At 68.7% G+C, this 21,075-nt stretch carries 21 protein-coding genes; 10 read left to right on the plus strand and 11 right to left on the minus strand.

The features are described 5' to 3' along the window. Positions 1 to 135: aldehyde dehydrogenase family protein (locus BM198_RS05875; RefSeq protein WP_074968520.1), on the plus strand; the 135-nt coding region annotated here is incomplete at its 5' end. 334 nt (positions 136 to 469) lie between these two features. Here the strand turns inward: BM198_RS05875 and BM198_RS05880 are convergent. From BM198_RS05880 to BM198_RS05920, 9 genes are all read right to left on the minus strand, one after another. Continuing rightward, positions 470 to 1,924: an NAD-dependent succinate-semialdehyde dehydrogenase gene (locus BM198_RS05880; RefSeq protein ID WP_074968522.1), complete on the minus strand. Its 1,455-nt coding sequence runs from the start codon at positions 1,922 to 1,924 to the stop codon at positions 470 to 472. A gap of 95 nt (positions 1,925 to 2,019) precedes the next feature. Beyond that, a complete protein-coding gene (gene hpaI, locus BM198_RS05885; RefSeq protein WP_074968523.1) occupies positions 2,020 to 2,823 on the minus strand; it encodes a 4-hydroxy-2-oxoheptanedioate aldolase in 804 nt (267 codons plus the stop codon). A 23-nt stretch (positions 2,824 to 2,846) separates the two neighbouring features. Continuing rightward, complete coding sequence (hpaH, locus tag BM198_RS05890; RefSeq protein WP_074968524.1) at positions 2,847 to 3,650, minus strand: 2-oxo-hept-4-ene-1,7-dioate hydratase; 804 nt, start codon at positions 3,648 to 3,650, stop codon at positions 2,847 to 2,849. Positions 3,651 to 3,663: 13 nt separating this feature from the next. After that, entirely contained in the window at positions 3,664 to 4,974 is a 1,311-nt protein-coding gene (locus BM198_RS05895) for an MFS transporter (RefSeq protein ID WP_044405203.1), read from the minus strand. 81 nt (positions 4,975 to 5,055) lie between these two features. Next, positions 5,056 to 5,448, minus strand: a complete 393-nt coding sequence (locus BM198_RS05900) for a 5-carboxymethyl-2-hydroxymuconate Delta-isomerase (RefSeq protein WP_044405200.1) — start codon at positions 5,446 to 5,448, stop codon at positions 5,056 to 5,058. 10 nt (positions 5,449 to 5,458) lie between these two features. Then, on the minus strand, positions 5,459 to 6,382 hold the full coding sequence (gene hpaD, locus BM198_RS05905) for a 3,4-dihydroxyphenylacetate 2,3-dioxygenase (RefSeq protein ID WP_074968525.1): 924 nt from the start codon (positions 6,380 to 6,382) through the stop codon (positions 5,459 to 5,461). Positions 6,383 to 6,514: 132 nt separating this feature from the next. Then, a complete protein-coding gene (hpaE, locus tag BM198_RS05910) occupies positions 6,515 to 7,975 on the minus strand; it encodes a 5-carboxymethyl-2-hydroxymuconate semialdehyde dehydrogenase (protein WP_074968882.1) in 1,461 nt (486 codons plus the stop codon). A 5-nt stretch (positions 7,976 to 7,980) separates the two neighbouring features. Further along, entirely contained in the window at positions 7,981 to 8,751 is a 771-nt protein-coding gene (locus BM198_RS05915) for a fumarylacetoacetate hydrolase family protein (protein ID WP_074968526.1), read from the minus strand. A gap of 10 nt (positions 8,752 to 8,761) precedes the next feature. Continuing rightward, positions 8,762 to 9,418 carry a fumarylacetoacetate hydrolase family protein gene (locus BM198_RS05920; protein ID WP_074968527.1) on the minus strand — a complete coding sequence of 219 codons (657 nt, stop codon included), beginning with the start codon at positions 9,416 to 9,418 and terminating at the stop codon, positions 8,762 to 8,764. 332 nt (positions 9,419 to 9,750) lie between these two features. Between BM198_RS05920 and hpaR the strand changes: the two genes are divergently transcribed. Genes hpaR through BM198_RS05935 form a run of 3 tightly spaced genes read left to right on the plus strand, consistent with a single transcriptional unit; the run spans position 9,751 to position 11,604 of the window. Further along, a complete protein-coding gene (gene hpaR, locus BM198_RS05925; RefSeq protein ID WP_044405190.1) occupies positions 9,751 to 10,173 on the plus strand; it encodes a homoprotocatechuate degradation operon regulator HpaR in 423 nt (140 codons plus the stop codon). Between the two features lie 20 nt (positions 10,174 to 10,193). After that, the gene (hpaA, locus tag BM198_RS05930) at positions 10,194 to 11,093 is read left to right on the plus strand and encodes a 4-hydroxyphenylacetate catabolism regulatory protein HpaA (protein ID WP_074968528.1); all 900 of its coding nucleotides are present in this window, start codon (positions 10,194 to 10,196) and stop codon (positions 11,091 to 11,093) included. A 7-nt stretch (positions 11,094 to 11,100) separates the two neighbouring features. Next, positions 11,101 to 11,604 carry a P-loop nucleotide/nucleoside kinase family protein gene (locus tag BM198_RS05935; protein ID WP_074968884.1) on the plus strand — a complete coding sequence of 168 codons (504 nt, stop codon included), beginning with the start codon at positions 11,101 to 11,103 and terminating at the stop codon, positions 11,602 to 11,604. 98 nt (positions 11,605 to 11,702) lie between these two features. Here the strand turns inward: BM198_RS05935 and BM198_RS05940 are convergent, their stop codons facing one another. Then, complete coding sequence (locus BM198_RS05940) at positions 11,703 to 12,965, minus strand: OprD family porin (protein ID WP_074968540.1); 1,263 nt, start codon at positions 12,963 to 12,965, stop codon at positions 11,703 to 11,705. A gap of 314 nt (positions 12,966 to 13,279) precedes the next feature. Here BM198_RS05940 and BM198_RS05945 point away from each other — a divergent pair, with 314 nt between their 5' ends. From BM198_RS05945 to BM198_RS05960, 4 genes are read left to right on the plus strand one after another with little or no spacing between them, the layout of a single operon-like run. Continuing rightward, positions 13,280 to 14,302 carry a TRAP transporter substrate-binding protein gene (locus BM198_RS05945; protein WP_074968543.1) on the plus strand — a complete coding sequence of 341 codons (1,023 nt, stop codon included), beginning with the start codon at positions 13,280 to 13,282 and terminating at the stop codon, positions 14,300 to 14,302. 5 nt (positions 14,303 to 14,307) lie between these two features. Beyond that, the gene (locus BM198_RS05950; protein WP_044405178.1) at positions 14,308 to 14,832 is read left to right on the plus strand and encodes a TRAP transporter small permease; all 525 of its coding nucleotides are present in this window, start codon (positions 14,308 to 14,310) and stop codon (positions 14,830 to 14,832) included. Continuing rightward, positions 14,829 to 16,151, plus strand: coding sequence for a TRAP transporter large permease (locus tag BM198_RS05955; RefSeq protein ID WP_044405176.1), 1,323 nt, complete (start codon positions 14,829 to 14,831; stop codon positions 16,149 to 16,151). Before BM198_RS05950 ends, BM198_RS05955 begins: the two co-directional genes overlap by 4 nt. A gap of 55 nt (positions 16,152 to 16,206) precedes the next feature. Then, on the plus strand, positions 16,207 to 17,400 hold the full coding sequence (locus tag BM198_RS05960) for a Bcr/CflA family multidrug efflux MFS transporter (protein WP_074968545.1): 1,194 nt from the start codon (positions 16,207 to 16,209) through the stop codon (positions 17,398 to 17,400). Here the strand turns inward: BM198_RS05960 and BM198_RS05965 are convergent. Next, the gene (locus BM198_RS05965; protein ID WP_069563643.1) at positions 17,364 to 18,560 is read right to left on the minus strand and encodes an MFS transporter; all 1,197 of its coding nucleotides are present in this window, start codon (positions 18,558 to 18,560) and stop codon (positions 17,364 to 17,366) included. The genes BM198_RS05960 and BM198_RS05965 overlap by 37 nt on opposite strands. 321 nt (positions 18,561 to 18,881) lie before the next feature. Between BM198_RS05965 and BM198_RS05970 the strand changes: the two genes are divergently transcribed. Next, entirely contained in the window at positions 18,882 to 20,051 is a 1,170-nt protein-coding gene (locus BM198_RS05970; protein ID WP_074968549.1) for a p-hydroxyphenylacetate 3-hydroxylase oxygenase component, read from the plus strand. A gap of 59 nt (positions 20,052 to 20,110) precedes the next feature. Beyond that, on the plus strand, positions 20,111 to 21,043 hold the full coding sequence (locus tag BM198_RS05975; protein ID WP_074968551.1) for a p-hydroxyphenylacetate 3-hydroxylase reductase component: 933 nt from the start codon (positions 20,111 to 20,113) through the stop codon (positions 21,041 to 21,043). The last annotated feature ends 32 nt before the right edge of the window (positions 21,044 to 21,075 follow it).

A 21,075-nucleotide genomic window follows, 5' to 3' on the forward strand; every position in this document is an offset into this window, starting at 1 on the left:
CCGGCCCACGCCGCCTTCGGTGGCTACAAGAAATCCGGCGTCGGCCGCGAAACCCACAAGATGATGCTCGACCACTACCAGCAGACCAAGAACCTGCTGGTCAGCTACGACATCAACCCCCTGGGCTTCTTCTAACCCCACCCGCTCCACGAAAAACGCGGCCTCGGCCGCGTTTTTCGTTTCAGCCAGCCCCCACACGCACCGGGTCGCGGCGACAAACGTAGGATGGGCTGAGCTGTGCGAAGCCCATCATTGCAGGCCAGGGCACGGAGCGATGCGGTTCGCCGAGCTCACCGCATCCTACGGATGCGACCGTGCGTGGATCAATCCACCGCCGGAGCCGTGCCGTGGGAGCGGTTTCAACCGCGAAGAGCGTCGCGAATGAATTCGCTCCCACGGGGTGCTGCCCGGTGGTGGCGACATCGCCCGTAGGGTGGGCTTCAGCCCACGCTGACCAACGCTGAGGGCATCAGCCGATGCCCAGGCACATGTACTTCTGCTCGATGTAGTCGTCGATGCCGTATCTGGAGCCTTCGCGGCCGAGGCCGGATTGCTTGATGCCGCCGAAGGGGGCGACTTCGGTGGAGATGAGGCCTTCGTTGACGCCGACCATGCCGTATTCGAGGGCTTCGCTGACCCGCCAGGCGCGGCCGAGGTCGCGGGTGTAGAGGTAGGAGGCGAGGCCGAATTCGGTGTCGTTGGCCATGGCGATGGCCTGCTCCTCGGTGTCGAAGCGGAAGATCGGTGCCAGCGGGCCGAAGGTCTCGTCGCGGGCCACCAGCATCTCCGGGGTCACCTCGCCGAGCACGGTGGGCTCGAAGAAGTTGCCGCCCAGGGCGTGGGGCTTGCCGCCGGCCAGGACGCGGGCACCCTTGGCGATGGCGTCGGCGATGTGTTCCTCCACCTTGGCCACGGCCTTGGCGTTGATCAGCGGGCCCTGCTGGGCGCCGTCGTCGTCGGCCGGGGCCACCTTGAGGGCGTTGACCGCCGCCACCAGGCGCCGGGCGAATTCGTCGTAGACGCCGCGCTGCACCAGCAGGCGGTTGGTGCACACGCAGGTCTGCCCGGTGTTGCGGAACTTGGAGCCGAGGGCGCCCTGCACGGCGGCGTCGAGGTCGGCGTCGTCGAAGACGATGAAGGGCGCGTTGCCGCCCAGTTCCAGGCTGACCTTCTTGATGGTCTCGGCGCACTGGGCCATCAGCAGCTTGCCGATGCCGGTGGAGCCGGTGAAGGAGAGTTTCTGCACCAACGGGTTGCCGGTCAGTTCGGCGCCGATCTCCCGCGAGCGGGTGCCGGGGACGATGTTCAGCACCCCGGCGGGAATCCCGGCGCGCTCGCCGAGCGCGGCCAGGGCGAGGGCGGACAGCGGCGTCTCCGAGGCGGGCTTGAGCACCACGGTGCAGCCGGCGGCCAGGGCCGGGCCGACCTTGCGGGTGATCATGGCGTTGGGGAAGTTCCACGGGGTGATGGCGGCGACCACGCCGATGGCCTGCTTGATCACCACCAGGCGGCGGCCGGGCTTGTCGTGGGGGATGACGTCGCCGTAGACGCGCTTGGCCTCTTCGGCGAACCACTCGATGAAGCTGGCGCCGTAGGCGATCTCGCCCCGGCTCTCGGCCAGGGGCTTGCCCTGTTCCCAACTGAGCAGGCGGGCCAGGTCTTCCTGGTTGGCCATGATCAGCTCGTACCAGCGACGCAGGATGGTGCTGCGCTCCTTGGCGGTGCGGGCGCGCCAGGCGGGCAGGGCGGCCTGGGCGGCGTCGATGGCGCGGGCGGTTTCCACCCGGCCGAGGGAGGCGACTTCGGCGATCAGCTCGCCGTTGGCGGGGTTGGTCACGGCGAAGCGCGCGTCGTCGTCGGCTTCGATCCACTGGCCGTTCACGTAGGCCTGTTCGCGCAGCAGGTTGAGGTCATCGAGGGTCATCGGTCTGCCTTCTTTCGGACGGTCGTCGCCCGTTCCCGGTGCTGCGTGCAGCACCGGGGCGGACGTTGATGGGGGGGGCGGGTCGGGAATGCGGGTCAGTAGACGCTGCCGGCGCTGGACGGCGGCGCGGGCGTGCCCTTGAAGCGGCCGGCGAGGCCTTGCAGGGCCTTCATCAGCAGGCTGGTGTCGACGCCGACGGCGACGAAGCTGCAGCCCAGCTCCAGGTAGCGGCGGGCCAGGGCCTCGTCGGCGCTGAGGATGCCGACGGCCTTGCCGGCGCGGCGGATGCGGGCGATGGCGTCTTCGATAGCGGCCTGCACCGCGGGGTGACCGGGGTTGCCGCGATGGCCCATGGCGGCGGAGAGGTCGGCCGGGCCGATGAACACGCCGTCCACGCCCTCCACGGCGGCGATGGCGTCGAGGTTGGCCAGGCCGTCGAGGTTCTCGATCTGCACCAGCAGGCACATCTGTTCGTCGGCCTTGTCCAGGTAGCCGGGGATGCTGTTCCAGCGCGAGGCACGGGCCAGGGCGCTGCCGACGCCCCGGATGCCGAACGGCGGGTAGCGCATGGCACGCACCAGTTCGGCGGCCTGGGCGGCGGAGTCCACCATGGGCACCAGCAGGGTCTGCACGCCGATGTCGAGCAGTTGCTTGATCAGCACCGGGTCGCCGATGGGCGGGCGGATGATCGGCTGGGCAGGGTAGGGCGCCACGGCCTGCAACTGGCCGAGCAGGCTGCGCAGGTCGTTGGGGGCGTGCTCGCCGTCGATCAGCAGCCAGTCGAAGCCGGCGTTGGCGGCCAGCTCCGCGCAGTACGGGTCGGCCAGGCCGAGCCACAGGCCGACCTGGGCCTCACCGGCCAGGAGGCGTTGCTTGAAGGTGTTGACGGGCATGTCCATGGGGACTCCTCGTGGGCGGTGGTTCAGACGAAGCGGCAGGCGATCGAGCCCAGCTGGTCATAGTCGACATGGAAGGTGTCGCCGGGGCGGGCGGCCACCGGGCGGGTGAAGGAGCCGCCGAGGATGATCTGCCCGGCTTCCAGGGTGACGTCGTAGGGCGCCAGCTTGTTGGCCAGCCAGGCCACGCCCTTGGCCGGGTGGTTGAGCACGGCGGCGGAGACGCCGGATTCCTCGATCACGCCGTTGCGGTAGAGCACGGCGGGCACGCGGCGCAGGTCGATCTCGGTGGGGCGCACGGCGCGTCCGCCCATCACCACGCCGGCGTTGGCGGCGTTGTCGGAGATGGTGTCGAAGACCTTGCGGGTGGCCTGGGTCTGCGGGTCCACCTGCTGGATGCGGGCGTCGATGATCTCCAGGGCGGGGATGACCCACTCGGTGGCGTCGAGCACGTCGAACAGGGTGACGTTCGGCCCGCGCAGCGGCTTGCCGAGGACGAAGGCCAGCTCCACTTCCACGCGGGGGACGATGAAGCGCTCGAAGGGGATGTCGGTGCCTTCGTCGAAGAACATGTCATCCAGCAGCGCGCCGTAGTCCGGCTCGGTGATGTTGGAGGACACCTGCATGGCGCGGGAGGTGAGGCCGATCTTGTGGCCCACCAGCTTGCGCCCGTCGCTGATCTTCTGCGCCACCCAGGCGCGCTGGATGGCGTAGGCGTCTTCGATGGTGATGCCGGGGTGGTCCAGGGAGAACTGGCGGATCTGCTGCCGCGAGCGTTCGGCGGCGTCGAGTCGGGCGGCGGCCTGCTGGATCAGGGTGGCGTCGAGCATGGTGGGGTCTCTCTTAGCGTGGGTTGACCAGGGCGGCGGGGGTGCGCAGCACCAGTCCGGCGCCGAGGGCGATGAAGAAGGCCAGGACGAACAGCGCGAGGCTGGCGCTCTGGGTGGTGTCGCGCATCCAGCCGATGAGGTAGGGCGCGAGGAACGAGGCGATGCTGCCGAAGGAGCTGATGAGGCCGATGCCGGCGGCCTGGGCCTTGTCGGAGAGGAAGGCCGGCGGCAACTGCCAGAACATCGGCAGGGCGGCGCTGGCGCCCATGCCGGCGATGATCAGGCCGGCCAGCACGGGGATCGCGCTGGTGGGCGCGAGGCCGCTGCTGGCGATGCCCACGGCGCACATCAGCAGCGGCACGCTGAGGTGCCAGCGGCGTTCGCGGTGGCGGTCCGAGGAGCGGCCGCAGGCGAGCATGAAGAACACCCCGGCGAGGTAGGGCACGGCGCTGAGCAGGCCGACCTGGCTGTCGCGGGCGACGCCGGCGCCGTGGATCAGGGTGGGCATCCAGAAGGCCAGGGTGTTCACCGCGAGCATCACGGCGAAGTAGATGGCCACCAGCAGCCAGACGTGGCGGTCGCGCAGGATGCCGGCGAAGGAGGTGATCGGCTTGCGCTGTTCCTCCTGGGCCATGTCTTCGCGCAGCTGGCGCTTCTGGGCGTCGTCGAGCCAGGCGACGTCATCGAAGCGCTCCGGCAGGCGCGCCCAGACCAGCAGGCCGAGCAGCACCACGGGGGCGCCTTCGAGGAGGAACATCCACTGCCAGCCGCGCAGGCCGAGGGCGTCGTGGAAGCCTTCGAGGATGGCGCCGGACAGCGGGCCGCCGATGACCCCGGCCATGGGCACTGCGATGGCGAACAGGGCGGTGATCTGCGCGCGGCGGCGGGCCGGGTACCAGCGGTTGAGGTAGACGAGGATGCCGGGGAAGAAGCCGGCCTCGGCGACCCCCAGCAAAAAGCGCAGGACGTAGAAGCCGGTGGCGCCCTGCACCAGGAACATGCTGGTGGAGAGCACGCCCCAGACCACCATCAGGGTGGCGATCCAGCGGCGCGGGCCGACGCGGTCGAGGGCGAGGTTGCTGGGCACGCCGAACAGCGCGTAGGCGATGAAGAACAGGCCGGCGCCGAAGCCGTAGACGGTGTCGCTGAACTGCAGGTCGGCGCTCATCTGCATCTTGGCGAAGCCGATGTTTATGCGGTCCAGGTGGGCGAACAGGTAGCACACCAGCAGCAGCGGCATGAGCCGCCAGGTGACGGTGCGGTGGGTGGTGTCGCGGGTGGCGTGGTCAGCGCCGGTGGGGCAGGCGGTGTGGGCGGTGCTCATGGTCTTGTACTTCTTGTTGGGAGTCGCGTCGGGGTGCGCGGCGCGGGGCGTTGCCACCCCGCGCCGGCGGTGGGCCGGGGGTCAGCCGGCCTGGCCCTTGAGGAAGGCGTGCACGTTGTTGAGCTTGTAGTTGAGCTCGGCGTCCAGCTCGGTCATCTCGAAGGAGAGGGCCAGCAGGCGCCGGGCCTGGAGCGCGGCGAAGTGGCCGCTGATCACCTCGAACAGCGCATCGGCCACCTGGCGGCGGGTGGCCAGGTCGCGGCCGGCGCCCACCTTGAGGGTCATGTGGACGAAGGCGTAGTCGTGCTGGCCGTCGGCCATGCGCCAGGTGTCCAGGCGTACGGCACGGCTGCGGATGCCGCCGAGGGGGAAGACCCCGGAGGCACCCAGGCAGGCGTGGACCTTCTCGAACAGGCCGGGCAGGTCGGCCTCGGCTTCGATGTTGTGGGTGTATTCGGCGATGAAGTGGGGCATGGGGCGGTCCTCAGAGGCGGCTGCCGGTGGGGTTGCCGCCGGGGTTGGAGGCCTGGGCGGCGGGAATGGCCGAGCCGTCCTGGGGGGTGACCGGGAAGATGGCGTTGATCTGGCCGGTACCGGAGGAGCCGAAGTAGGGGGTCACGACCTCTGCCTTGCCGTCGTACTTCGACCAGCCGAGGGCACCGAGCAGCATGGCGGTGTCGTGCATGAAGCCTTCGCCATGCCCCTTGACGGCGTACTCGGGGAGCATGGCGCAGAAGTCTTCCCATTCGCCGTCCTGCCACATCTGCACCACGCGGTGGTCGAGGGTCTCCAGGAAGGGGCTCCAGACCTTGGTGGCGAACTCGGGGGCCTGGCCGTTCTGGGCGAAGCGGTGGGACAGCGAGCCACTGGCGAGGAAGGCGACGTTGCCGTCGTAGTGCTTCTCCACGGCCTGGCGCATGGCCCAGCCGAGGCGGGCGCTGTCGTTGAGGTAGTGGGAGGTGCACAGGGCGGAGACGGAGATGACCTTGAAGTGGCGGTCGGTGTTCATGTAGCGCATGGGCACCAGGGTGCCGTACTCGGGGGCGAGGGTGGTGGCGTCGTGGGCCATGGTCTCCACGCCCAGGCGGTTGCATTCCTCGGCCAGCAGGCGGCCCAGCTCGGGGTTGCCGGGGAAGGCGTAGTCCATGTTGCTGATGAAGTGCGGCAGTTCGTTGCTGGTGTAGAGCCCTTCGAACTGGGCGGCGCAGTTGACGTGGTAGTTGGCGTTGACCAGCCAGTGGGTGTCGAACACCACGATGGTGTCGACGTTCAGTTCGCGGCAGCGGCGACCGATCTCGATGTGCCCGTCGATGGCGGCCTGGCGGAAGCCGTGGCGCGGGCCGGGCAGCTCCGACAGGTACATGGAGGGGACGTGGGTGATCTTGGCAGCCAGAGCAACGTTGCCCATGACGGTTCTCCTGGTGGCGGGCGCCTGGTGGGGCGGCCGGGATTCTTGTGGTTGTGGATGCACGCCAGCTGATACGACGCCCTGGGTGCCGGGTTCCGGCACCTGGGCGTTCTGCATGAGTACCCGGCGTGGCTACACGCCCCAGCGGGGAATGTGGTGGCTCCCCATGGAAATGCACACGTTCTTGATCTCGGCGAACACTTCGAAGCTGTACTGGCCGCCTTCGCGGCCGGTGCCGGAGCCCTTCACACCGCCGAACGGCTGGCGCAGGTCGCGCACGTTCTGGCTGTTGATGAACACCATGCCGGCTTCGATGCCACGGGCCAGGCGGTGGGCCTTGCCGATGTCCTGGGTCCAGATGTAGGAGGCCAGGCCGTATTCGGTGTCGTTGGCCAGGCGCAGGGCCTCGGCCTCGTCCTTGAACGTCATCAGGCACACCACCGGGCCGAAGATCTCTTCCTGGGCGATGCGCATGCGGTTGTCCACGTCGGCGAAGACGGTGGGCTGGATGAACTGGCCCCTGGACAGGTGCGCGGGCAGGTTGGCCGGGCGCTCCAGGCCGCCGGCCAGCAGGGTGGCGCCTTCCTCGATGCCGATGCGGATGTAGCCGGTGACCTTGTCGTAGTGGGCCTGGGTGATCATCGAGCCGACCTGGGTCTTCGGGTCCTGCGGGTCGCCGACGATCAGGCGCTTGGCGCGGGCGGCGAACTCGGCGACGAAGCGGTCGTAGACGGTCTCCTGGATGAAGATGCGGCTGCCGGCGGTGCAGCGCTCGCCGTTGAGCGAGAAGATGGTGAACAGCGCGGCGTCGAGGGCGCGGTCGAGGTCGGCGTCATCGAAGATCAGCACCGGGGACTTGCCGCCCAGCTCCATGGAGTACTTCTTCAGGCCGGCGGTCTGCATGATCTTGCGGCCGGTGGCGGTGCCGCCGGTGAAGGAGATGGCGCGCACGTCCGGGTGGCGGACCAGGGCGTCGCCGGCGGTGGCGCCGTAACCCTGCACCACGTTGAGCACGCCCTTGGGGATGCCGGCTTCCAGCGCCAGGCGACCCAGTTCGTTGGCGGTCAGCGGCGACAGTTCGCTCATCTTCAGCACGGCGGTGTTGCCCAGGGCCAGGCAGGGTGCGGTCTTCCAGGTGGCGGTCATGAACGGCACGTTCCACGGGGAGACCAGGCCGCACACGCCCACCGGCTGGTAGAGGGTGTAGTTGAGCATCTGGTCGTCCACCGGGTAGCTGTGGCCGTCCATGCGGGTGCAGACCTCGGCGAAGAACTCGAAGTTGTGCGAGGCGCGGGGGATCAGCACGTTCTTGGTCTGGTGGATCGGCAGGCCGGTGTCCAGGGTCTCCAGCTCGGCCAGCTTGGGCACGTTCGCATCGATCAGTTCACCCAGCTTGCGCATCAGCCTGGCGCGCTCCTTGGCCGGGGTGTTGGCCCACTTGGGGAAGGCGTCCTTAGCGGCGGCGACGGCCGCGGCGATCTCTTCGGCGCCGCCGCTGGCGACTTCGCCGATGGCGTCCATGGTGGCCGGGTTGTAGTTGGCGAAGGTCTCTTTGCTTTCGACTTCCTGGCCGTTGATCCAGTGCTTGATCATGCTGCTCATGCCTCTTGTTTGCGGGCGAAGAACTCGGCTTCGCTGACGATTCGGTTGACCAGGCGGCCGACGCCTTCCACTTCCACCACCACTTCATCGCCCGGCACCACGTCGGCCAGGCCCTCCGGCGTGCCGGTGGCGATCATGTCGCCCGGCTGCAGGGTCATGAAGCTGGAGAAGTATTCGATCAGGTAGGGGATGTCGAAGATCATGTCGGCGGTGGTGCCTTCCTGCTTCAGCTCGCCGTTGATCCAGGTGCGCAGCCTGAGCTTCGACGGGTCCGGTACGTCGGCGGCGTCGACGATCCAGGGGCCGACCGGGGTGGTGCAGTCGCGGTTCTTCACCCGCAGGTTGGGGCGGTAGTAGTTCTCGAGGAAGTCGCGGATGGCGTAGTCGTTGCAGACGGTGTAGCCGGCCAGGTACTGCAGGGCGTCCTCGCGCTTGACGTTGCGCGCGGGCTTGCCGATCACCGCCACCAGTTCGCACTCGTAGTGCATGTAGGCGACGTTGTCCGGGCGCCAGGTGACCTGGTTGTGGCCGGTGTAGGTGCCGGGGGACTTGATGAAGGCCAGCGGCTCGGTGGGCGCCTTGAAGGCCAGTTCGGCGGCGTGGTCGGCGTAGTTGAGGCCGAGGGCGAACATGCTGCCGGTGGCCGGGGGCAGCCACTCGACCTGGTCTTCGGCCAGCAGGCGGCCATCGGCGAGGCGGACGGCGTTGCCGTCTTCGACGGTCACGGCGTGGATGTCGCCCTGGTAACGGATGCGTGCGTGTTTCATCAGGGGCTCCTTATTCCGCAACCACGGTGTTGGCGAGGCGGCCGAGGCCGTCGATCTCCACCACCACCTCGTCGCCGGGCTGCACGTCGACACGGCCTTCCGGGGTGCCGGTGATCAGCACGTCGCCTTCGTGCAGGGTCATGAACTCGCTGATCTCGGCGATCAGCTGGGGGATGCTGCGCACCAGGTTGGCGGTGCTGTTCTCCTGGCGCAGCTTGCCGTTCACCCGCAGGCGGATGCCCAGGGCGTGCGGGTTGCCGATGCTCTCGGCCGGCACCAGCTCGTCGGAGAGGGCGCAGAAGCCGTCGCGGCACTTGGCTTTCACCGCCGGGCGGTAGTAGCTCGTTTCCGGCAGGCTGAACTCGTTGACGATGACGTAGCCGGCCACGTGGGCCAGGGCGTCCTCGGCGCTGACGCGGCTGGCGTCGCGGCCGATCACCACACCCAGGGCCGGGCCCGGCTGCAGGCGCTCGCCGGCCGGGAAGGGCACGGCGCCGCCGTCGTGGTTGCGGGTGTTCGGGGTCTTGATGAAGAGCACCGGCTTGACCGGCGGCTTCTGGTAGGGCGGCTCGTTGAACTCGGGCAGTCGGCTTTCCAGCAGCCCCTTGTAGTTCAGCGCGACGCCGAACAGGGTGCCTTGGGCGACTTCGCTAGTGGCGCGACGCATGGATCTGTTCACTCCTGACGCAGGTGGGGCTGGGCCCCGATGAAAAAACCAGGTGGGCTCGACGGTGGGAGCGCAGCACCTGAAAACCGTTAACTCATTAACAGGTTAACTTTTATAGTTAATATGTTAACGACAATCAAGCCTTGGTCGTGCGATCGGGCTGTGGCTATTTAAAGCGCGGAGGGCAAACGGGACTTGTCGCTGGCTGCCAAACCGAGTTGCACCGGGTTGCCAGGCGGGGGCTTACAGGCTGTGGCAGCAGGAAGGTAATTGCCTCGGTTCGGCGGTTGTTGATTAAATTCTTCACCTTCACTTCCCACCGAGACCGCCTGATGTCGACCCCACGACCGTCCCTGACCCTGACCCTGCTGCAGGCCCGCGAGGCCGCCATGGCCTTCTTCAGGCCGCTGCTCAACCAGCACGGGCTGACCGAGCAGCAGTGGCGGGTCATCCGCATCCTGCGCCAGTCCGGCGAGATGGAAAGCCACCAGCTGGCGCAGCAGGCCTGCATCCTCAAGCCGAGCATGACCGGCGTGCTGGCGCGCCTGGAGCGTGATGGCGTGGTGCGCCGCTGGAAGTCCGCCCAGGACCAGCGCCGGGTCTTCGTCGGCCTGACCGAGAAGGGCCAGCAGTGTTTCGTGTCCATGAGCGATGGCATGGAGCGCAACTACCAGAAGATCCACCAGCAGTTCGGCGAGGCCAAGCTGCAGCAGCTCCTGGACCTGCTCAACGAGCTGAAGCAGATCAAGCCCTGAGCCCCGCGGAGGCGGCCACGATGGCGGTGTCCTCGCCCATCCCCAACATCGACATCGGCCAGGTCTATGACCAGCGCTACGCCGATGCCGATGTGCACTACGAGGCCCTCGGCAAGCTTGCCGACTTCTTCGGCCGCAACATGCCGGTGCACCGCCACGACCGCTTCTTCCAGGTGCACTACGTCAAGAGCGGCACCGTGCGGGTGTTCCTCGACGACGAGGGCTTCGTCCAGGAAGGGCCGATGTTCTTCCTCACCCCGCCCACCGTCACCCACGCCTTCGTCACCGATGCGGAAAGCGACGGCCATGTGCTGACCGTGCGCCAGCAACTGGTGTGGCCGCTGCTGGAGGCCCACGCCGGGCTCGCCAGCGGTCCGCGCATCGCGCCGTTGTGCGTGTCGGTGGGGGCGCTGGAGCCGCGCTACGAAGGGGAGGTGGCACGCCTGAACCTGTTGTTCGACGAACTGCGCCAGGAATTCGCCGACAGCCGACCGGGCCGCGCCCTGAGCCTGGTGGCGCTGACCGAGCTGATCTTCATCAGCCTGTTGCGCCTCTCCAGCCGCTCCCTGGCCGCCCAGCCGGCCCGCCGCGAGGACCTGCACATCTTCCAGCGCTTCAACGTGCTGATCGAGCAGCGCTACCCCGAGCACTGGGGCCTGGGCCAGTATGCCGATGCCCTGGGCGTGACCGAGGCACGGCTCAACGAGGTGTGCCGACGCATCGCCGGCATGCCCTCCAAGCGCCTGGTGTTCGAACGGCTGATGCAGGAAGCGCGGCGCCTGCTGCTGTTCACCGGGGAGTCGGTGAACGGCATCGGCTACCGCCTGGGCTTCAAGGACCCGGCCTACTTCAGCCGCTTCTTCACTCGCCACGCCGGGATGACCCCGGGGGCCTACCGCAGCAGCCGAGGGGCGGAATGAAATGAGCGTGCTGATCGTCTTCACGGGTCTGCCGGGCACCGGCAAGACCACGCTCGCATCGCGCCTGGCCCGCGAGCTGGGCGCGGTGTACCTGCGGCTCGACGTGATCGAGCAGGCCATCCGCGAGGCCGGCATCGCCGCCGACGTGGGCACCAGCGGCTACCGCGTGGCCAATGGCCTGGCCCTGGGCAACCTGCGGCTGGGGCATCGGGTGGTGGTGGATTGCGTCAACCCGGTGGCCGAGAGCCGCCAGGCCTGGGCACAGGTGGCAGCCGACGCCGGCGCGAGGCTGTGCGACGTGCGGGTGATCTGCAGTGACGCGGCCGAGCACCGGCGCCGGGTCGAGACGCGCCAGGGCGACATCCCGGGCCTGGTGCCGCCCAGCTGGGCGTCCGTGCAGCGGCATGCGTTCGACCCGTGGGAGAGCCCGCCCTTCACCGTCGACACGGCCCGGCTGACGGTGGGCGCGGCACTGGAGGCGATCCGCACCCACCTATCGCTTCCGGCCTAGAACCCTCCACGCTCACGCCGGCACCGAGCCACCGCCGGGGCGCGCCGAATGCCGGCTCCCCGGCAGCCCGTGTGGCCACCGGGGAGACGCGACGGGGCTCAGAACAGCGGCAGGGTGTAGCCGAGGATCAGCCGGTTCTCGTCCACGTCGGTGGTCAGCCCGTTGCTGGAGCGGAAGGTGGCGTTGCGCAGGCGCACGTTGAAGCCCTTCAGCGGGCCGTCCTGGAAGACGTAGGCCAGGTCGGTGTCGCGCTCCCACTCCTTGCCGTTGCGCACGCTGGCCGTCTGCACGTGTTCACCGCTCACGTAGCGGGTCATGAAGCTCAGGCCGGGGATGCCCAGGGCGGCGAAGTCGAAGTCGTAGCGCGCCTGCCAGGCGTCCGTCTCGGCCTTGGTGAAGACGTTGAAGGTCACCAGGTTGACCGAGTACGGGTCCAGCCCCGGGTAGGCGAAGTCGCCGTCGCCGGAGAGGTTCTGGTAGCCCAGGCCGACCTTGTGGGCGCCCATGCCGAGGGTGAGCATGCCGTTGAAGAAGCGGTTGTCGATGCGCCCGCCGTCCACCCGCTTGGCGCTGCGGTAGCGGTGGTCGCCGTGCTCGCCGGTGTCGAAGTAGCGCAGGTCGGTCTTCAGCGTCACCCCGTCGCCGAGGGTGGCGTTGTGCACCAGGCCGACGAAGTGCTGGCGGTAGATGTCCTCCATCTGTGCGGCGTAGTAGCTGAGGGTCAGCCCCGGGTTGACCGCGTAGCTGCCGCCGATCAGGTCCAGGTGTGCGCTTTCCACGCCGCCGTAGTTCATCTCGTCGTTGCTGGAGGAGTCACGCAGGTTGATCTTCTCCAGCCGGCCGACGTTCAGCGTCAGCCCATCCACGTCCTGGGAGGTCAGCAGGCCGCCGGAGTAGGTGGAGGAGAGCAGGCGCACGTCGTTGTAGGCGGCCACCGGCAGCTGCGGCTGCAGGGTGCCGAGCTTCAGCACGCTGCGCGCCAGGCGCAGCTTGGCGGTCACGCCCAGCTCGCTGTAGGTGTCCTCGGGCTCGTGGCTCTGGGCACCGTAGGGCAGCAGGCCGGTGCCGCGCCGGCCCTTGCCGGAGTCGAGCTTGATGGCGGTCTGGCCCATGGCGTCCAGACCGAAGCCGACGGTGCCTTCGGTGAAGCCGGACTCGTAGCGCAGGGTGAAGCCCTGGGCCCATTCCTCGGCCTTGGCCTGGGCGGCGCCGTGCTGGCGGAAGTCGCGGTTCATGTACATGTTGCGGGCTTCGACGCTGGCCTTGCTGTCGGCCAGGAAGTCGGCCCGTGCCACGCCACCGAGGCCCAGCGCGGGGCCCAGCAGGCAGGCGAGTGCCAGCGGTTTCGGGGTCCTGATCATTGTTCTTGTCTCCAGGATTGAGTGGAAACCATCGCCGTCGGGTGGGCGATGGCGGGCATACTCTAGGCATTTAGTTAATATTTTAACAATACGGATGGAGATCGACCTTGGTTGGGTGGGTGACCTTTTCGTGTGTATAAATTTGTTTAACTAATTGATTTATATGAATTTAATTGAATTCGGGACGCGAGATGAGCCCGCCCGAGACGCAGCGGCCTCGCGAAGAGGTGTTGACAGTGCGCGCAATAAAATTAACTTATTAACGGAATTGCGTTCCCCGTCCCGCCCTACAAGAACAACAAGGAGCCACCCCGATGAAGATCCTTCCCCTCGCTACCCTGTGCCTGGCCCTGCCGCTGGCGCACCTGGCCCAGGCCGCCGATGTGATCACCCTCAAGGTGGCGCATTTCCTGCCTTCCACCTCCAACGCCCAGGCCAACATCATCGAGCCCTGGTGCGCGCAGCTGACCGAGGAGTCCGCCGGTCGCCTGCGTTGCCAGCTCTACCCCTCGATGCAGCTCGGCGGCACGCCGGCCAAGCTCGCCGACATGGCGCGCAACGGCGTGGCCGACATCGTCTGGACCGCCCCGGCCTATTCCGCCGGCAAGTTCCCCCGGGTCGAGGCGCTGGAGCTGCCGTTCGTGCTGCCCAGCGGCGGTGCGCGGGGCAACGCCATCATCTGGGACTACTACGAGCGCTACGCCAAGGACGACTTCAAGGGCTACAAGGTGCTGGTGGTCCACGGTGACGGCGGCATGAGCCTGCACACCCGTGGCCAGCCGGTGAAGACCCTGGCGGACCTGGCCGGGCTGAAGCTGCGGGCCTCCAGCCGCACCGCCGCCAAGACCGTCGAAAGCCTGGGCGCGACCCCGGTGAGCATGCCGCCGGCGCAGATGACCGAAGCCATCTCCAAGGGCGTGGTGGATGGTGCCCTGGCCGCCTGGGAAGTGGTGCCCGCCACCAAGCTCGACGAAGTGACCCAGTTCCACACCGACGTGCCGGAAGGGCAGCCCGCCGTGGGCTACACCGTGCTGGCGATGCTGATGAACCCGCGCAAGTTCGACAGCCTGCCGCCGGACCTGCAGGCCATCATCGAGCGCAACAGTGGCAAGGCCCTGTCGGAACGCTTCGCCAGCGCCTGGGACAAGGCCACCGATACCGCCGTCGCCGCCACCCCGGCCGACGCGCGGGTGACCTTCGCCGAGGCCGACTACGAAGCCCTGCGCAAGGCCTCGGCCGGTGCCGTCGAGCAGTGGATCAGCGAGGCCGACGGCAAGGGCCTGGACGGCCGTGCCCTGGTCGACGGCGTGCGCACCCTCGCCAGCGAGGCCCGGTAAGCACCATGAAGGAATCCCTGGATTTCACCCCGGCGGCGGACCTCGGTCCGCTGCAGCGGGGGCTGCTGCGGGTGGCCGAGGCCTTCGCCCTGGCCGGTGGCCTGGTGCTGATCGCCCTGGTGGGCATGTCCATGCTCTCCATCATCGGCCGCAAGCTGTTCTCCACCCCGGTGCGCGGTGACATGGAGCTGATGGAAGTCGGCGCGGCCATCGCCATCGCCGCCTTCCTGCCGCTGTGCGAACTGCGCGGCATGCACATCCGCGTCGATGCCCTGAGCAACTGGCTGCCGGCGGGCATCCGCCGTGGCCTGGACACCCTGGCCCACCTGCTGTGCGCCGCCGCGGCCGGCCTGCTGGCCTGGCGCACCGCACTGCAGATGGTCGACAACCGCGAATACGGCGATGCCACCACGCTGCTCTCGCTGCCGCTGTGGATCCCCCTGGCGCTGATCGTGCCCAGCCTGGGCCTGCTCGCCCTGTGCGCGCTGGCCCGAGCGGCGCGGGTACTGGGTGGCGGGGGTGCGGCATGAGCGGCCTCGCCCTCGGGCTGATCGCCCTCGCCATCACCATGAGCCTCCTGCTGCTGCGGGTACACATCGGCATCACCATGCTGGTGGGCGGCGCCGCCTGCTTCTGGGCGGTCAACGACGGTGACCTGTCCTCGCTGCTGTTCACCCTCAACGACCTAGCCTATTCGCGGCTGTCCAACTACGACCTGGCGGTGATCCCGCTGTTCGTGCTGATGGGCCAGTTCGCTACCCACGGCGGCCTGTCGCGGGCCATCTTCCGCTGCGCCTCGGCCTTCATCGGCCACTGGAAGGGCGGCATGGGCCTGTCCGCCATCGGCGCCTGCGCCGGCTTCGGGGCCATCTGCGGCTCGTCCCTGGCCACTGCCGCCACCATGAGCCACGTGGCTCTGCCGGAGCTGCGCCGGCACAACTATTCCGGGCGCCTGGCCACCGCCACGGTGGCGGCGGGTGGCACCCTGGGCATCCTCATCCCGCCGTCGGTGCCGCTGATCATCTACGCGGTGCTGACCCAGGAATCCATCGCCAAGCTGTTCGTCGCCGCCATCGTGCCGGGGGTGATCGCCATCCTCGGCTACATGCTGGTGCTGCGGATCATGGTGGCGCGGGACGAGAGCCAGGCCACCGTCTCCCCCCGTGCCAGCACGGCGGAGCGGCTGCGCGCGCTGCTGGGCGTGAGCCCGGTGATCGGCGTGTTCCTGGTGGTGATCGTCGGCATCTACGGTGGCTGGGCCAACCCCACCGAGGCGGCCTCCATCGGCGCCGCCGCCTGTGGCGTGCTCGCCGTGCTGCAGGGCGGCATGCGCTGGAGCGGGCTGCGCGCCAGCCTGCTGGGCACCGCCGAGACCACCGCGATGATCTTCCTCGTGCTGCTGGGTGCCGACCTGCTCAACTCCGGCCTGGCGCTGACCCAGATGCCCGGCGAGCTGGCGGCCTGGGTGATCGGCAGCGGCCTGGCGCCGATGCTGGTGCTGATCCTGATCCTCGCCCTGTACCTGCTGCTGGGCTGCGTGATGGATTCGCTGGCGATGATCCTGCTGACCATCCCGATCTTCTACCCGATGATCATGGGCCTGGATTTCTTCGGCCTCGGCGAGACGGAGAAGTCCATCTGGTTCGGCATCCTCGCGCTGATGGTGGTGGAGATCGGCCTGATCCACCCGCCCCTGGGCATGAACCTGTTCATCGTCCAGCGCGCCGCCGGCGACGTGCCCTACGGCGAGACGGCACGGGGCATCGTGCCCTTCCTCTGTTCCGACCTGGTGCGCATCGCCCTGCTGGTGGCCTTCCCCGGGCTCAGCCTGTGGCTGCTCAGCCTCTGATCCAGCCGGCCGCCTGCGGGCGGCCGTTTCCTTCCTGCCGCTGCGGAACCCGCCCATGACCCCGACCGTTGCCCAGCCCCAGCGCCTGATCGTGCTGCTGGCCGCCCTGGTGGCCTTCGCCCCGCTGTCGATCGACATGTACCTGCCGAGCCTGCCGCGCATCGCCGCCGACCTGGGCGCGCCGGAGTCGGCGGTGCAGCTGACCATCGGCGTGTTCCTCGCCGGGCTGTGCCTGGGCATGCTCGCCTACGGGCCGCTGTCCGACCGCTACGGCCGGCGCCGCCTGCTGCTGGGTGGCATCGCCTTGTACCTGGTGGCCAGCCTCGGCTGCGTGCTGGCCAGCGGCGTCGAGGCACTGATCGCCTGGCGCCTGCTGCAGGCCCTCGGCGGGGCCGCGGCCTCGGTGCTGGCGCGGGCCATCGTGCGGGACCTGTTCCCCCTGCGCGACGCGGCGCGGGTGCTCTCGCTGATGCACCTGGTGACCATGTTCGCCACCCTGGTGGCGCCGCTGCTGGGCGGCTACCTGATGCTGATGGCCGGCTGGCGCTCGCTGTTCGTGGTGCTGATGGTGTTCGCCGGGCTGTGCCTGCTGGCCACCGCCTGGAAGATCCCCGAGACGCACCTGCCGGAGGCCCGTGGCCGCACCCTGGGCGAGGCCTTTCGCGCCTACGGGCGCATGGCGCTGCAGCCGCTGGCGCTGGGCTACATCTTCTGCATGGGCCTGTGCTTCGCCGGCATGTTCGCCTTCATCACCGCCTCGCCCTTCGTCTACATCGGCTACTTCGGCGTCTCGCCCCTGGGCTATGCCTGGCTGTTCGGGCTGAACATCGCCGGCATCATCGTCGCCACCTTCCTGAATGCCCGGCTGGTGGGGCGCGTGTCGCCCGAGCACATGCTGGCCTGGGGCACCGCCGTGGCCGCCGTGGCCGGACTGGCCCTGGCCGGCGTGGGGCTCGCCGGGGTCGGCGGGTTGCCGGCGGTGGTGGCCTGCGTGGTGGCGTACGTCAGCGTCACCGGGTTGCTCGGCGCCAACTGCCTGGCCTGCCTGCTGGCGGCCTATCCGGGGCAGGCCGGTGCGGCGGCCGGGCTGGCGGTGGCCACCCAGTTCGGCCTGGGCACCGCCTGCAGCGCGCTGGTCAGTGCCCTGTACGACGGCACCCCGCTGCCCATGTGCCTGGTGATCGGCGCCACCGGCATCGGTTGCCTGCTGGCCTACCGGCTGGCCCGGCGCGCATCCCACAGGCAATAGAGCAGCAACAGCACGCCGGCTGCAGCCAGCACCGGCGGCGCGCCCAGCTGCGCCGCCAGCAGGCCGGCGAGCAGCCCGCCGATGGCGTCGAAGCCGAAGCGCACCGAGGTGTACAGCGACACCACCCGCCCGCGCAGGGTCTCCGGGGCTGAACTCTGCAGCACGATGTTGGTGCCGACGTTGCTGCTGGAGATGCCGAAGCCCAATACCGCCATCGCCACCAGCGACAGCCATAGCTGCGTGCTCCAGGCGAACACCAGCATGGCCAGCCCGCTGGCCGCCGCCGACGCGAGGATGACCCGGGGCAGGGCGCTCGGCGCCCGGTGGCTGGCCAGCAGCACACTGGAGGCCAGCGAGCCGAGCCCGGCCGCCCCCCAGAGCCAGCCGAGGGTGGTGGCATCACCGGCGAAGATGTCCTTGGCGAACACCGGCAGCAGCACCACGTAGCTGGAGGCGGTGAGGTTGACCGCCATCACGCTGAGCATCATCGCCTTCACCGCCGGCGTGCCCCGTGCATAGGCCACCCCTTCGCCGAACACGTTGCGGAACGAGCCGCTGGCCCGCGGGATCGGCCCCATGCGCACCCACCACAGGCCCAGCATCAGCGCGCCGTAGGAGAGGGCGTTGAGGGCGAAGCACAGCGCCTCGCTGACCACCCCCAGCAGCAGCCCGGCCAGGGGCGGGCCGACGAAGCGGGCGAGGGTGAAGAGCATGGCGTTCAGTGCCAGGGCGTTGGCCAGGTCCTCGCGCTCGTCGACGAAGCGGCTGAGCAGCGACTGGCGCAGCGGCGTGTCCACCGCGTTGAGCACCCCCAGCAGCCCGGCCATGAATACGATCAGCCCCGGCCCGATCAGGCCGCTGGCGGTCAGCGCCGCCAGGGTGGCGGCCTGCACCCCGAGCAGCGCCTCCACTGCGATCAGCAGGCGGCGCTTGTCGTGCCGGTCGATCCAGGCGCCGGCCAGCGGGCCCACCAGCAACTGCGGCAGCAGCGCTACGAAGGTCACCAGCCCCAGCAGCGCCGAGGAGCCGGTGAGGCGGTACACCAGCCAGGCCAGCGCCACCTGCTGGATCCAGGTGCCCAGGGTGGAAACGGCATGGCCGAAGAAGTACAGGCGGAAGTTGCGGTGGCGCAGGGCACGCAGGGCGGTGGGCCAGGTCATGGTCGGGCGGCGGCAAGGGGGCGGGGCGCTCATGCTAATGAAAAACGCCGTTCATTAACATATTCATGTCTGTCGCGACGGGTGCCTCTCGGGCCGAGCGGGGCAGGGCGTCGGCAGCGCTTGGAAAGCCAGGCATGAAATCGCGAAAATCCCATGGAAAGTACAATCGACCCTGTGGAACGTCCATTCAGGGGGATCGTTCATATCTTCATAATGTGCCCGAACCCCACCGGGTAGTCAGACCGCATGTCACGCATGCCGGGTGTTCCGGAGCGTTCGCGGTAGCGCCTGCCTGCGACCAACAATAACCAGGGCCTCCAGATGAAAAAGACAAATCCCCTGCTCGACGCACTGCGGGAAATCCTCCCCGCCATCGCCGCCAATGCCGCCCAGGCCGAGCGTGATCGCATGGTCCCCGCCGAGAACATCGCCATGCTCAAGGGCATCGGCATGCACCGCGCCTTCCAGCCCCGTGCCTACGGCGGCCTGGAGATCTCCCTGCCGGAATTCACCGAGTGCGTCATCGCCCTGGCCGGCGCCTGTGCCAGCACCGCCTGGGCCTTCAGCCTGCTGTGCACCCACAGCCACCAGCTGGCGATGTTCCCCAAGCAACTGCAGGACGAAATCTGGGGCAAGAACCCGGACGCCACCGCCAGCAGCTCCATCGCCCCCTTCGGCCGCATCGAGGAAGTGGACGGCGGCGTGCGCTTCAACGGCGAGATGGGCTGGAGCAGCGGTTGCGACCACGCCGAGTGGGCCATCGTCGGCTGCCGCCGGCAGAACGCCGAGGGTGAGCTGGTCTACTGCTTCGCCGTGCTGCCGCGCAGCGACTACGAGATCCGTGACGACTGGTTCGCCGCCGGCATGCGCGGCAGCGGCACCAAGACCCTGGTGATCAAGGACGCCTTCGTCCCCAACCACCGCATCCAGGCCGCCAAGGACATGATGGAAGGCCGCTCCGCCGGCTTCGGCCTGTACCCCGACAGCAAGATCTTCTACACCCCGTACCGCCCGTACTTCGCCAGCGGCTTCGCCTCCATCAGCCTGGGCATCGCCGAGCGCATGCTGGAGGCCTTCAAGGAAAAGACCAAAAACCGCGTGCGGGCCTACACCGGCGCCAGCGTCGGCACCGCCACACCGGCACTGATGCGCCTGGCCGAGTCGACCCACCAGGTGGCCGCCGCCCGCGCCTTCCTGGAGAAGACCTGGCAGGACCACGCCGCCCATGGCGAGCGCCACGAGTACCCGAGCCGCGAGACCCTGGCCTACTGGCGCACCAACCAGGCCTACGCCGTGAAGATGTGCATCCAGGCCGTGGACCGCCTGTTCGAAGCCGCTGGCGGCACCGCCTGGTTCGAGGGCAACGAGATGCAGCGCCTGTTCCGTGACTCGCACATGACCGGCGCCCACGCCTACACCGACTACGACGTCTGCGCGCAGATCCTCGGCCGCGAGCTGATGGGCCTGGAGCCGGACCCGAGCATGGTCTGACCCCGCCACCCGATAACAAGAACGCCGCCCTCGCCAGCAGGGCGGCCAGCGAGACGACTATGACTACCCAAGCGTGCTTCGACCCGCGCGACTTCCGTCGCGCGCTGGGCAACTTCGCCACCGGCGTGACCATCGTCACCGCCGCCACCGCCTCGGGCGAGAAGGCCGGCGTCACCGCCAACAGCTTCAACTCCGTGTCCCTCGACCCGCCGCTGATCCTCTGGAGCATCGACAAGCGCTCCGGCAGCCTGCCGGTGTTCGAGGCGGCCAGCCACTTCGCGGTGAACATCCTGGCCGCCGACCAGATCGACCTGTCCAACCGCTTCGCCCGCTCCAAGGACGACAAGTTCGCCGGCTTCGAGCACGAGGTCGGCCTTGGCGGCTCCCCGCTGTTCGCCGACTGCTCGGCGCGCTTCCAGTGCGAGAAGTGGGCGCAGATCGAGGGCGGCGACCACTGGATCCTGATCGGCAAGGTGGTGGCCTTCGACGACTTCGGCCGCTCCCCGCTGCTCTACCACCAGGGCGCCTATTCCATGGTCCTGCCCCATGCGCGGATGACCCGCAAGGAAGAGGAGCGCCCCGCCACCAGCGCCTTCCAGGGTCGCCTGCGGCACAACCTCTACTACCTCATGACCCAGGCCCTGCGCAGCTACCAGGCCGCCTACCAGCCGCGCCAGCTGTCCACCGGCCTGCGCACCAGCGAGGCGCGCATGCTGATGGTGCTGGAGAACGACGCCGGCCTCGACGAGTGCGGCCTGCAGCGCGAAGTGGCGATGCCCAGGCGCGAGATCGAGGAAGCGGCCGCCATCCTCCGGCGCAAGGACATGGTGGTGGAGCAGGGCGGCAGCTACGCCCTCACGCCGCTGGGCGTGGAGCAGGCCGAAGCGCTCTGGAGCATCGCCCAGGAGCAGCAGGACAGCGTCTTCAGCCAGTTCAGCGCCGAAGAGGTGGAGACCTTCCGCAGCGTGCTCAAGGCCATCATCGCCGCCTGATCCGCGCCGGCAGGCTCGGTCAAGCGCCGGGC

The sequence above is a fragment of the Metapseudomonas otitidis genome, assembly GCF_900111835.1.
GTDB classification, from domain to species: domain Bacteria; phylum Pseudomonadota; class Gammaproteobacteria; order Pseudomonadales; family Pseudomonadaceae; genus Metapseudomonas; species Metapseudomonas otitidis.